Origin of the sequence: Cytobacillus depressus (assembly GCF_008923245.1) — a bacterium.
Classification (GTDB): Bacteria; Bacillota; Bacilli; order Bacillales; family Cytobacillaceae; genus Cytobacillus; species Cytobacillus depressus.
Genome location: NZ_WBOS01000018.1, coordinates 1 through 12,125, shown reverse-complemented (window position 1 = coordinate 12,125; position 12,125 = coordinate 1). Strand labels below are relative to the sequence as shown.

The following is a 12,125-nucleotide window of genomic DNA, read 5'->3' as shown; positions in this document are numbered from 1 at the left end:
AAACTGGCACTTGCAAATATTCAGAAACTGGTGCTTTTAATAATGCCAGCTACTTTACTATAATAAGTTTACATTTAGATGTTCAAAAAGCAAAGGAGTGTGTTCTAATGTACATCCCATCGTACTTTAAAATTGAAAATGATGAAATTATTTATGACATCATTGAAGAGAATGGATTTGCTACTTTTTTCTCACAACATGAGGGTGAACCTTTCGCAACTCATATTCCCCTAATGATTGATAAAGATATGGAATACTTATATGGTCACTTTTCCCGAGCAAATCCTCAATGGAAGGACATTAAAAATCAGAATGTTCTTGCGGTATTTCATGGCCCCCATTGTTATATCTCTTCCTCTTGGTATGAGTCAAATCAAGCCGTACCTACTTGGAACTACTTAGCAGTCCATGTATATGGAAAAGTTGAAATTGTTGGGGATGGTGAATTAATCGAATCTTTAAGTGATTTAGTAAAAAAATATGAAATGCCTGACAGTTCTTATCAATTAGACGAAGTCGATCCAAAATATCTGGATGGTATGACAAAAGGTGTTGTGGGTTTTAAAATAAAGATTGAAAAAATTGAGGGAAAAGCGAAATTGAGTCAGAACCATTCAATAGAACGAAGAAAGCTTGTTATTCAAGAACTAGAGAAGTTTGAAAAAGAGGATGAGAGAAAGATTGCATCCTATATGAAAAATCATTTGCAAAAAGATCAGCTTAAAAAATAATAAGTTTCAAGATTTAGAAAAATAATCAAATGGTAAAATACTATAAGATTAATACCAACCATTGTTAAATATGACTATTTGCCACTTTGACCGAAAACTTGCGTATATTTTCAGTGTTATTTTACCCATCTAACTTAAAAACCCAGCTCTCTTCACATGAGAAGATTTGCTGGGTTTCCAATATTTATATCCAATCCTATTGTCGTTCCTTCACAATCTTTGTTTGAAAATTAAAATCAGTTGCTCGCAGCAACTCCACTCAATAAAGGATCAATCCTCTTAAAACCCTGCAGCTCGTTGAATAAACCAAACCAGACCGATTGTGATGATCGAAGCTGAGCTTACGGAGACGAAAACTGGAAAGCGTTTATACCGTCGAAATAGGAATAATAAAGGGAGTGCTAGAGCAATAACCGCTATCTGGCCAATTTCGACACCCACGTTGAAAAAGAGCAGAGAGGACGCAATGGTACTACGGGACAGTTCCATTTCCTGCAGGATACCTGCAAAGCCAAATCCATGAATTAAACCAAAGAGCAGCGTGACAATCCACCGGTTTTTCGTTTCCCATTTCAGCAGGTTCGCCACAGCGACATAAATAATACTAAGGGCGATAGCCGGTTCTACCAGTCGCTCCGGGAGTGAAACAATCCCTAAAGTTGCCAATCCAAGTGTAATGCTATGTCCGAGCGTGAATGCAGTAATGACCTCTACTACTCTTCCAAACGAAATGGCAGCCGGAATGATTAAACAAAGCACAAATAAAATATGATCATAACCCGTGATAATATGCTCGATTCCTAGAAAAGTGAAGTTCCATGCCTGGCGCAGCCAATTACGTTCGCCTATGACCATTTCCCGTTCCGCGATTGTAAAGGTAAACTCTTGAGTTTCCTTCTCTCCATCTACAGTAGCAAAGTTTATATGTGAACGGTTCATGTCATCTACAAATAGATCATAAGCAATCCTGGTAGATTTCCCTTCACATGAGTAATGAAACTGGAAATTGGCTAACGGATGATTATCAATCATACTAACCTTTGTAGACTTGAGCTGTGGTTCACAAATCAGTTCATCCCGGTATACTCGCATTCCTGAGGCCAGGTAATCCATTATCTTATCTTTCTGATCACTGAGCGCGCCCTCCAACTCTGCAGTTGTTGGTGCGGATTCAAGATTGATCGGTAATTCCACAACTATTGCAAGCTCCTTATAATCAAGAGTCAGATCAATATCTACTTCTTTCGTTTTTTCATGTATGTTCATATATCCGTAGCTATTCGTATGTGCATGAGCATGAGATGGCAGTATGCTGTACAACAAAACTCCTAATAAAAGTACAATGAAATTTGCAGAAAATAATGAAGTCCGATGCATGGATAAGTCCCTTCTTTCTGGTGCAATAGGCAGATACTGCAGTAATGATGAACGACTAAAGTAAACACATAACAAAGGAGATGGAACATATGCCCCATCTCCATCACATAGGAAGAAATGTAACCTTTACATATGATTTTGACCCTTAATGCTTTTAATTCTTAGCGTTTTTCTCTTCTTGCTTCTCTTTTTCCCACTGGGTGTTTGTTGTTTCCTTGATCTGCTTTTGTCCACTTGGCGTTTTATTGATTTCAAAACCATCGAATAAATTTCCTGTAGCTGTACGTGCCTCGTAGGATAGTGTATCTCCATTCACTCGGACGAGTTGGTATAGCTGAGTATCCTTTATAGCATTGCGAACTTGAGCGCCATTCTCATCCCAGTTTTTAGAAGTAAAGTCATACATCTTTGGACCGGAAACCGAAACGACAAATACGGTGTCACTCTTTGTGCTCATTGCATTTTGCCCTGAAGCTTTGTTAGTAACATGACCACGGGCATAGCTATGGTCGTGACCTTGAAGGACTAAATCAACACTGTATTTTTCAATTAAAGGAAGCAACTTATTCCGAACTTCCACATTGTCACGCCCTGGAGAGTTGGCGTAGATTGGATGATGGAATGTGATTACCGTCCACTTATTCGGGTTATTTTCTAGGACTTGTTCAAGCCATGCCACTTGTTTATCCAGGTTACTGCCTTTAACATTGGTATCAAGCGAAATGATTCGCATTCCTTGATAGTCAGTGTAGTATACAGTTTCTTCAAATCCTGTAGGCCCGTTCTCTGGAAGAGCAAACTGTGGGCGCCAATATTGGGAAAGACCGGATGGTTCCCCCTTTACAATTTTCGAGTATTCGTGGTTTCCAGGAGTAGGAATACTAGACACCATGCCGTTGAGCCAGCCACCGGCTTTGAACCATTCCCCCCACTGCTCGTCTGCATCACCATGATTGATCAAATCACCCGCATGAATAATGAATTTGGCATCTGGTAAGTCTGAATAAGCATTGCGAATGACACGCGACCAATGTTCAAGGATGTCGTTTTGGGCGTCACCTACATAAAGAAATGAGAATGGTTCAGATTTATCGGAAGCTGTGGAAAATTCGAACCACTCGCTCCAGTTCACTCCATCTCCGACTCGATATAAGTACTTTGTGCTCGGGTTAAGATTTTCGAAATTTACAGTGTGGAATTTGGCCGTGTAAGGCTGATTCCCCTTTACCTCACTGCTGCTTTCAGCCATCACAGTTTTCGCCTTGGCCTTGAAAGCAGGTCCGTCTTCTGCAACGGCAATCTGGGCTTGCGGGGTGACAACATTCACATCTGTTCGCCAACTTACCGCTTGTGTTGTAGCTGTATCGCCCTTCCAGCTTAAAATAATCCGATCCGGGATTGGTGTAGGCTTGTACGTTTCAGCAGCAGGATACTTTGTTGCGGTTAAATCTGCAAGTGCGACATTCATTGTAGGCACTGCGCCAATAAGCAGAGCTGATAATAGAATCGTACGAGACTTAGAGCTTTTCAGTATTTTCTTCACTACCATTCTCCTCCTAAGTATGTAATTACAACCAAATGATAGCTTAGTAGTGTTAAAGGATTATGAAAATTCGTAAATTTAGAGTAAAAGAACGGCAAATAATCGTAAAGAAAATCGGGTAAAACTACCTGTGAAACTTAATACCCATAACATTTTATTGTACATCCACATCTAAAGGTTAGATGTGAAAATTAACACTTAAAACACGCGCAAAATATCTCCAAAAGTTATAAAATCGCTACTCCGGTGTCTAATCTATTAAGTTATGACACTTAGGAACACTGCCATTTTCCCCAACAAAAAAGCAGCTTGTTAGCTGCTTTACATTACATTAGGTGGTGGTGTAATGGGTGGCGGCGTATTAGGTGGCGGTGTATTAGATGGTGGTGTACTAGATGGCGGCGTATTAGGTGGTGGTGTGTTAGGTGGTCGTGTATTAGGTGGCGGCGCATTAGGTGGTAGTGTATTAGATGGTGGTGTACTAGATGGCGGTGTATTAGGTGGTGGTGTGTTAGATTGCAGTGTATTAGATGGTCGTGTATTAGGTTTTTTTGTGCCAAGATGATGTTTTCTATGATGATGTTTACCATGCTTAGGAGGCATTTTTAATCACCCTTTCTTTGATTTCATTTTACCACTGCTAGACGCTACGCTGGCGGTGCCCCAGATTCCCGTGAAGTATTATTAATGCGCCACCATGAACCATTCCAGAAGTATCAGGTGCCTCGGGGCCAGCCCACCCTGTAAAAGCTCTAGTCTTATCGGAGAGGTACCAGGAGGCGCCACACTCCTTTAGGCTTGTACAAAAAGCACTCATAAAAATGCACATTTTTACATGTTAAGAAACCTATTAATTTTTATTGGAATACGTATGGACTTGCTATGATTTTTTGTATTTGTGCGTTTGTCAAAAGGTTTGCAGGGAGTTGATCGGTTTGTGTAAAGTCTTGAGAACTTGGTACTGTTGGAAACATTAGATTTTGGGGATCATTACTATGTGAACCGTTAGAATTAGGGTCAGGATTTGAATCGTCAACATTCCTTTGTACTCTTCCATCTACCTGACTCTCTACTACACGAGCAAATAGTGAATGAACGATTTCATGAGCTAATAAAAATCGAGAAGCTGAAGAGTTTACATCACTTGGCATAACGGTATAACCTAAGATGGGAAAAGTAAGTCTATTATTTTCACACGAAAGCTCATCAATGGTAGTTGCTGTTTGGCTGTTTGCCCCACTAAGGTAATATATTGAAATTACTCTGCCGTCACGAGCAAACCCGTCTGGATTATAGTCTAATAATTGAAGCGATCTTCTTGCCTGTTGGTCATTAAGAAAGTCAGTGATACTAATATCCACATTCGGAGGAAGAATTTGAGTTGGTGCTACTGTAAAGACTTGTACCCCAGCTAAGCGAGATAGAATGATATTGGCTGCATAAAGATCCCATTCTATTCTAAAATTTGATACATCAGCATTTGGAGAAGCAAGTACTCTCAAATAAATTTGTGTCAATTTATGCACAGCTCACTTTCATGTTGGAATATTACCAACATATTAAAAAGACAAGCTTATGCTTGTACAATTAACCATTTTGCAAAAAATGTTAATTGAGGTATTAATCTGTGACCACAGAGCAATCAGGACCATGGTGCTTCGAAAGTTTCTACACAAGAACAAAAAATTGGGAATACTGTAATCGTTTATGCCGACCTATACCCGGGGACCTACCAGCCAAAAGCTCAAAACTTACGCTAAGGATTTATAACTTTTTAAAGTGTTCAATAACTCATTTTAATGCAACCGATTGTCACTCTCTCATTCCCGCCTATCAAAATAAGATGAATCAGACGGGAAATTATGGTATATAATGATTATGTCTTAAATCGAATTTAGGCAATTTTTGTTGAGGGAGGCGTTCATTATGATAAATACTATTATTTTTATCAGGTTAAACAACAAGGGGGATTCGCTTAATTAACAAAGATTGTTTAGCGTTCCCCAACATTCGAAAGGGGAAAATCCGTGGATACACTTAATGTAAGTCTTGTAGAGCTGAATTCGGAAAATTGGTATGAATGCTGTGAATTAGAAGTATCAAAAGAACAAAAAGATTATATTGAACCAAATGCTATTTCAATAGCCCAATCTAAATTTGAGCCAACATTAAGGCCTTACGCCATTTATGCTGAAGATCAGGTTGTGGGATTTTTAATGTATAACGCTGAAAAAGAAGAACTTGATGGCTATTGGGTATACAGAATCATGATTGATAAGAAATTCCAAGGGAAAGGAATAGGCAAAGCCGCGACGAAGCTAATGATTTCGGAAATGGCTAAATTGCCAAATGCGAATAAAATTATTGTAGGGTACCACCCTGAAAATAAGGGAGCACATCAATTATATTCCAGCTTGGGGTTTATTGATAATGGCGATAGGTTTGGAAAAGAAATGGCTGTTATCAAATATATAAATCAATAAAAATCTAAAACAATGAATCAAAACGACCAAAGAGCTGGGGGAATTCCCCAAGCTCTTTTTGCGTGTAAATTATGATGTGAAATCATTGATTTCCTATAAGAAACCGGATATTTTTTCACTTCTGCACTTCACAAGTTACCCCGTTACCATCGGAAGGTGTTCGCTTCAAACTTAACCCCAAATCTCTTTCGAAATATCGACAATGTATTTCAGCTTTGCCCATTGCTCTTCTTCGGTTAAAATATTTCCATGATGAGTAGAAGCAAAACCGCATTGCGGACTGATGCACAATTGTTCTAATGGGACGTATTTTGCTGCTTCTTCTACACGTGCTTTAATGTTTTCTTTCTCTTCTAAACTACCATGTTTCGATGTGAATACACCAAGGACGACTTGAGGGCCGCCATTTGGGATGTATTCCAGTGGCTCGAAACCGCCAGAACGGTCATCATCATATTCTAGGAAAAACCCGTCGACTTTTTCTTTTGCGAATAATGTTGGCGCGATTTTCGCGTAACTGCCTTCAAATGCCCAATTTGACCGGTAATTTCCGCGGCAAAGGTGAGTGGTTACGATAAGATCTTCAGGTTTATCTTCTAACACGCCATTTGCCACACGTAAGGCCAAGTCAATTAATTCTTCACGAGAAGAGCCACTATCATTAAATGGAATCTCTGGTGCATTCAGACCCGCGATATACACATCATCCAGCTGTAAGTAACGGCAGCCTGCCTCATAAAAGGCTTTAATGGCACCGCGGTATGTTTGAATAATATCGTTTGCATAGTCTTCAATATCTGGATAGATGTCTAGGTTACGGATCCCCGCGTTAAATAATTGATTGGGACTTGGGATGGTTTGCTTTGCAATGGCACGGTCCCCAACAATCTCTTTAAATTCAATAAAGTCTTTTATATGTGGATGATCTGGGTTAAATGAGATTTTCCCAATCACACGAATATCGTATCGTTCCGTTTCCTCACCTTTAAATTTAAAACCATGTTCTGGAATATAGCCTTCTACGCCATTTAAATGCTCGAGAAAATCCGTATGCCAAAATCTGCGGCGAAACTCCCCATCTGTCACAGCTTGCAGTCCAACTTCAATTTGCTTGTCAACGATAGTTTTAATTTCTTCTGTTTCAATTTCATGCAGCTGCCCGGCAGTAATGATACCTTCTTGGAAGTCTTTTCTAGCCTTATGTATTCTTTCTGGTCGCAATAAACTTCCTACATGATCGGCTCTAAATGGTGCTTTAACTAATGTTTTTGTCATTTGTATTCCTCTCCTTAATTGAAATGAAAATAATGTATATAAAGTTTAAAAAGTGTATTATGGCAAAATAGCAAAAGAACGCACTGGAAATCCAGATGCCTTTTCGGGCTTTGGACAGATATTGAAGATGACCGCCCCTTTTGCCGGTACCTTATCCAGGTTCGTTAATAATTCCACTTGAAATGTATCTTGCTCAAGCACATAGTATTCGCCAATTAACGATCCATTTTTGCGATAATCCAGGCTTGCGTCTGTATCAAACGTTTCATGTCCAACAGCCTTGATATTCCTTTCTTCAAATAAAAACTTTAAGGCGTCAATTCCCCAACCCGGACTGTGACTATTACCCTCACCATCTTTATTTTCAAAAGTATCCTTATTAGGCTAGCGTTTACTCCAGTCCGTACGCAACGCCACAAATGTGCCTGCTTCGATTGTTCCATGCTCAGCTTCAAACTTTAAAATATCCTCAACAGATAGAACAAAGTCATTATTTTCATCTGCTTCCTTCGACTTATCAATCACAACAAGGGGCAGAACCAATTCCTTTAACTCTAGCTCCTCTAAGTAACGCTGGTTTCGAACGAAATGAATGGGTGCATCAATATGTGTTCCATATTGTCCAGGAAAATTAAAGCGCTGGGCAAAAAAGCCATCATCATGTGTGAAAAGTGTTTCAATCTCTGCATCTTCAAAAGCTGAAAAATGTGGTGAATCCGGGCCAAAAGTATGTGTGAGATCCACCCATTCTTTACTTTGCAGAACCTCAATCGCCTTCAATAGCTCATTTTCTGTTTTTACCGTCGACATCAAAATCACCTCGTACATGAATTTTTAAATCAAAAACCCCTCTTCTAGAAATAAGAAGAGGGGTTAGTTAGACAAATAAAAATGACCTGCTCTTCTTATCTTCTAGCATCATGCTACTGGAATTGGCACAGTACTATTAAAAGTCTGCTGCCGAGGCTTCATAGGGCCAGTCCCTCTACCTCTCTTGATAAGAAAAAATTCGAAATATTAAGTTATGTCATCTACTATACACCTTAAAAGTAAATTGTCAACGTAGAAAGGGGAATCTTTTCATAAATCTATTTTTTATTCTCGACTCAATCATATAAGTGATTAGTGCTTTTTACAATAAAAGAAGAAATAAACGTTTATTCGAATATATATTTATTTATTTGTTGTTTTAAAGTAAATAAAGCGCCTTATTTTTGAAAATAAAAGGAATGCTATAAACAAGAGCCATCCTTCTATCTCTTCCACTTGAAGCACTATTGTAATTTTTTTCGAAGTTGTTCCGCTGCAGACAGTGCTTTCAAGTCTTGAGCAATATCATCCGGACGGTTTCCTTCTCCAATAATATATCCTTCAAAAGTTGTCCCTACATAGTCAAAGATATGTTGAAACTGCTGAATCATTGGTAAACCTTTCATGTATGGCTGATCTCCACCCACTGCAATGACATATGCTCTTTTTTGAGACATTTGCTTTTTAAAATCGGGATAATTTGTGTCTTTTAAAGTCTGGGACCAACGATCAATAAAGTTTTTCATTATTCCTGTCATGCTATACCAATAAATCGGTGTAGAAAAAATAAGAATATCATGCGGAAGAATACGATCAATGATAAAGTTGTAATCATCATTCACCTCAGGAAATCCTTCCTCTGCATGCCGCTTATCTATTATAGGTTCTATTACATATTCCTTCAGATATATTTCTTCCACAACTAAGCCTTGAGTCGCTAACTTTGTTAACGACTCTGTATTCCCGTTTGGACGGTTTCCACCGTAAATAACTGCAATGGTCATCAGTCATTCCTCCATTTTGTAGTTGATTTGTTAGTTAATAATTATTACTTTATAATGAAAATCAAAAACAATAAAACGGATTATTTCGATTAAATCAATCGATAATTACGATTAAGAGAAGGAGAGCGCATTGGAAATCAAACAACTGATTACTTTTAAGTTAGCCGCAGAAAATTTGAACTTTACCCAAACGGCAAAAATATTGAATTTTGCACAATCAAGTGTAACAGCTCAAATCAAAGCCCTTGAAGACGAGATTGGCAAACCCTTATTTGAACGTTTAGGAAAAAGATTAGTTTTAACAAATGCCGGATATCAATTTAAAACATATGCTGAAAAAATGATTAATTTAAGTGAAGAGGCCATTACGGCTACAAACGGAGAAGAAGAACTATCTGGTATTCTAACAATAGGGGCTCAGGAGAGTCAGTGCACCTATCGATTACCCCCAATTCTTAAAGAGTTCAAGGCTGCATTTCCAAAAGTTAAACTCGTATTTAAACCTGCACATTCTGACGAAATGGCGAGAAAGCAGCTTATGGAGGGATTATTAGATGTTGCTTTTATTATGGATACAAGGAAGCCTGAAGGATCGTTAAGTGTGGAGCAACTGATCAAAGAGGAGTTAAAACTAGTCATCACACCAAACCAACCTAAATCAGCGTTTTCAATCGATAATCTGAAGCATGAAACTCTATTACTCACAGAAGTTGGTTGTTCTTACAGAAATATGTTTGAAGAATCCCTCAATTCTCTTGGGATATACCCATTAGATAAAATAGAATTTTCTAGTATAGAGGCCATCAAACAATGTGTAATTGCAGGATTGGGCGTGGCATTACTGCCTGAGATGGTTGTAAAAAAAGAACTTGAAGAGGGGCGAATGAAGGAATTACCGTGGAATGATTCCTCATCCCCGCTATATACTCAAATTGCTTGGCATAAGGATAAATGGATGACACCACCTTTGGATGAATTTATTAACTTAACCCGTAAGATGTTTCTGTCTGTATAACATATATTCTTCAATGAACGGGTGCGTAGTGAATGAGGAACTAAGTGATTTTAGGCTACGAAATGAGGAAAATTTACATCCGTACTTATAAATAAACAAAAGAATAAAACAACGTTTCTTTGTAGAAATATTGTTTTATTCTTTTGCATGTCTATTTAATTTCATTTCGGAATAAAAGAAAGAAACGTTTATTCCTTTCTTTAAATATTCTTTATGGTTTTACGGAAAAAAAAAACACAAATAGCCCTTTAAACATTCATTATGTTTTTTAGGGCAACTACGTCTTAATTGTTTGTAGTTTCGATAAAAGTACCTATTTTATCTCCTACAAGGGTACACAATTTAGCTGCTGTTTCAAATGCCAGGTGTTCGAACAAAGGCTTTTGATATTTGTGTTTGGAGAAAAACGATAATGAATCACTTTCAACATTTACCCTTTATACTCGAAGGGGAGTAAAAATGTCCAAGTCGCGCGCTAACTTATCCAGTGAATAATCTCGTTTTCCCTGTACCATTAACTATTATTGACAGAGTATTCAAAATATATACATACATTTTATTAAAGTGATAAAAAACGCCAAAGAATAAAACAACGTTTCTTGGAATATTGTTTTATTCTTTCGTTGCCTTTAATTGATTCCCTAAGTTTCATTCTACATCGGCGACAGTTAACAAAGTTAACTCTATAAATCTACTATTGATACCGCCTCGCTTGAATGATTCTGTACCTGCTGGATTATTGCATGACAAAAAAAATAGGGGACTACCCTCCACCAAATTAAAGAATTTGGAAGAGGGTAATCCCCTAAGATTGTCATCCAAACAAAAGATGACCGTCATTAACGATCATCTTTTGTTTGGATCTCTATTTCATTTATTTGAAGAATTCACTTATTCTTTTTAGCCGATTCGTATACTTCACGACGATCCCCGGACCGATCGCTGTAATTTGCATTTCTACGATCTCATTTTTATCAACTAGTCGCCATTGCTCGATCCTGTTGAGCGAAAAGCGCATGACATTAAATTGTATGGCGGAGAAGGAGGGATTTGAACCCTCGCGCCGTTTACACGACCTACACCCTTAGCAGGGGCGCCTCTTCAGCCTCTTGAGTACTTCCCCGTAAATAAAAAAATGGCTCCGCAGGTAGGATTCGAACCTACGACCGTTCGGTTAACAGCCGAATGCTCTACCACTGAGCTACTGCGGAACAATAAGTATATTTATTATGGTGGGCCTAAGTGGACTCGAACCACCGACCTCACGCTTATCAGGCGTGCGCTCTAACCAGCTGAGCTATAGGCCCATGATATCATATGGAGCGGGTGAAGGGAATCGAACCCTCATCATCAGCTTGGAAGGCTGAGGTTTTACCACTAAACTACACCCGCATATTCGACATTGCCTTCATATTTTTTCAAAAAAAATTCAATAGTTCATTAAACTATTGAAGTAATTATGGGGCGGCTGATGGGAATCGAACCCACGAATGTCGGAACCACAATCCGATGCGTTAACCACTTCGCCACAACCGCCATAATTGGTGGTGGGGGACGGATTCGAACCGCCGAACCCAAAGGGAGCGGATTTACAGTCCGCCGCGTTTAGCCACTTCGCTACCCCACCATATGACTATAAATAAAAAATAAGGTGGCTCAGGACGGAATCGAACCGCCGACACAAGGATTTTCAGTCCTTTGCTCTACCGACTGAGCTACTGAGCCACACAACATATTTATTTCAACAGTAGGAAACCTACTGGAAGAAATATGGCGGTCCGGACGGGACTCGAACCCGCGACCTCCTGCGTGACAGGCAGGCATTCTAACCAACTGAACTACCGGACCATATTGCGGGGACAGGATTTGAACCTGCGACCTTCGGGT

The 12,125-nt window shown here is 38.9% G+C and carries 9 protein-coding genes, 8 tRNA genes, 1 pseudogene and 1 riboswitch; of the genes and pseudogenes, 4 read left to right on the top strand and 14 right to left on the bottom strand.

The genetic code is table 11. The features are described from left to right. Window positions 1–107: 107 nt before the first annotated feature. Entirely contained in the window at window positions 108–731 is a 624-nt protein-coding gene (locus F7731_RS21945) for an FMN-binding negative transcriptional regulator (RefSeq protein ID WP_151536936.1), read from the top strand. A 279-nt stretch (window positions 732–1,010) separates the two neighbouring features. Here the strand turns inward: F7731_RS21945 and F7731_RS21940 are convergent, their stop codons facing one another. Both F7731_RS21940 and F7731_RS21935 read right to left on the bottom strand, forming a co-directional pair. Beyond that, window positions 1,011–2,051, bottom strand: a complete 1,041-nt coding sequence (locus tag F7731_RS21940) for a HupE/UreJ family protein (protein ID WP_170289775.1) — start codon at window positions 2,049–2,051, stop codon at window positions 1,011–1,013. Between the two features lie 211 nt (window positions 2,052–2,262). Beyond that, entirely contained in the window at window positions 2,263–3,576 is a 1,314-nt protein-coding gene (locus F7731_RS21935) for a purple acid phosphatase family protein (protein ID WP_246197387.1), read from the bottom strand. A 421-nt stretch (window positions 3,577–3,997) separates the two neighbouring features. Here F7731_RS21935 and F7731_RS26615 point away from each other — a divergent pair, with 421 nt between their 5' ends. Continuing rightward, the gene (locus F7731_RS26615; protein ID WP_170289774.1) at window positions 3,998–4,216 is read left to right on the top strand and encodes a hypothetical protein; all 219 of its coding nucleotides are present in this window, start codon (window positions 3,998–4,000) and stop codon (window positions 4,214–4,216) included. Window positions 4,217–4,508: 292 nt separating this feature from the next. On the opposite strand, the gene F7731_RS21925 is transcribed toward F7731_RS26615, so the two are convergent. Then, window positions 4,509–5,168: a hypothetical protein gene (locus F7731_RS21925; protein ID WP_151536932.1), complete on the bottom strand. Its 660-nt coding sequence runs from the start codon at window positions 5,166–5,168 to the stop codon at window positions 4,509–4,511. Window positions 5,169–5,678: 510 nt separating this feature from the next. Here F7731_RS21925 and F7731_RS21920 point away from each other — a divergent pair. After that, the gene (locus F7731_RS21920; RefSeq protein WP_151536931.1) at window positions 5,679–6,134 is read left to right on the top strand and encodes a GNAT family N-acetyltransferase; all 456 of its coding nucleotides are present in this window, start codon (window positions 5,679–5,681) and stop codon (window positions 6,132–6,134) included. A 171-nt stretch (window positions 6,135–6,305) separates the two neighbouring features. Here the strand turns inward: F7731_RS21920 and F7731_RS21915 are convergent, their stop codons facing one another. The 3 genes and pseudogenes from F7731_RS21915 to F7731_RS21905 form a co-directional block, all read right to left on the bottom strand. Then, the gene (locus F7731_RS21915) at window positions 6,306–7,409 is read right to left on the bottom strand and encodes a 5-methyltetrahydropteroyltriglutamate--homocysteine S-methyltransferase (protein ID WP_151536930.1); all 1,104 of its coding nucleotides are present in this window, start codon (window positions 7,407–7,409) and stop codon (window positions 6,306–6,308) included. A gap of 57 nt (window positions 7,410–7,466) precedes the next feature. Next, window positions 7,467–8,219: pseudogene (locus F7731_RS21910) on the bottom strand (cyclase family protein). A gap of 92 nt (window positions 8,220–8,311) precedes the next feature. Beyond that, a riboswitch (SAM riboswitch) is annotated at window positions 8,312–8,413 on the bottom strand. 270 nt (window positions 8,414–8,683) lie between these two features. Then, a complete protein-coding gene (locus F7731_RS21905) occupies window positions 8,684–9,223 on the bottom strand; it encodes a flavodoxin family protein (protein ID WP_151536929.1) in 540 nt (179 codons plus the stop codon). Between the two features lie 130 nt (window positions 9,224–9,353). Between F7731_RS21905 and F7731_RS21900 the strand changes: the two genes are divergently transcribed. Beyond that, a complete protein-coding gene (locus F7731_RS21900; protein WP_151536928.1) occupies window positions 9,354–10,238 on the top strand; it encodes a LysR family transcriptional regulator in 885 nt (294 codons plus the stop codon). A gap of 1,032 nt (window positions 10,239–11,270) precedes the next feature. Here F7731_RS21900 and F7731_RS21895 read toward each other — a convergent pair. The 8 genes from F7731_RS21895 to F7731_RS21860 form a co-directional block, all read right to left on the bottom strand. Then, a tRNA-Ser gene (locus tag F7731_RS21895) sits at window positions 11,271–11,361 on the bottom strand. A gap of 13 nt (window positions 11,362–11,374) precedes the next feature. Then, window positions 11,375–11,449, bottom strand: a tRNA-Asn gene (locus tag F7731_RS21890). A gap of 19 nt (window positions 11,450–11,468) precedes the next feature. Next, a tRNA-Ile gene (locus F7731_RS21885) sits at window positions 11,469–11,545 on the bottom strand. Window positions 11,546–11,556: 11 nt separating this feature from the next. Beyond that, window positions 11,557–11,630 (bottom strand) — tRNA-Gly (locus F7731_RS21880). A 68-nt stretch (window positions 11,631–11,698) separates the two neighbouring features. Then, window positions 11,699–11,774, bottom strand: a tRNA-His gene (locus F7731_RS21875). 6 nt (window positions 11,775–11,780) lie between these two features. Next, window positions 11,781–11,865: transfer RNA gene (locus F7731_RS21870), tRNA-Tyr, on the bottom strand. 25 nt (window positions 11,866–11,890) lie between these two features. Further along, a tRNA-Phe gene (locus F7731_RS21865) sits at window positions 11,891–11,963 on the bottom strand. A gap of 46 nt (window positions 11,964–12,009) precedes the next feature. Then, window positions 12,010–12,086 (bottom strand) — tRNA-Asp (locus tag F7731_RS21860). Between the last annotated feature and the right edge of the window lie 39 nt (window positions 12,087–12,125).

What these genes read in the sequence shown, in the direction of transcription:
- F7731_RS21945 (WP_151536936.1), top strand. Translation starts at nt 108, where the DNA reads ATGTACATCCCATCGTACTTTAAAATTGAAAATGATGAAATTATTTAT.
- F7731_RS21935 (WP_246197387.1), bottom strand. Translation starts at nt 3,576, where the DNA reads ATGAATGTCGCACTTGCAGATTTAACCGCAACAAAGTATCCTGCTGCT.
- F7731_RS26615 (WP_170289774.1), top strand. Translation starts at nt 3,998, where the DNA reads ATGGGTGGCGGCGTATTAGGTGGCGGTGTATTAGATGGTGGTGTACTA.
- F7731_RS21915 (WP_151536930.1), bottom strand. Translation starts at nt 7,409, where the DNA reads ATGACAAAAACATTAGTTAAAGCACCATTTAGAGCCGATCATGTAGGA.
- F7731_RS21905 (WP_151536929.1), bottom strand. Translation starts at nt 9,223, where the DNA reads ATGACCATTGCAGTTATTTACGGTGGAAACCGTCCAAACGGGAATACA.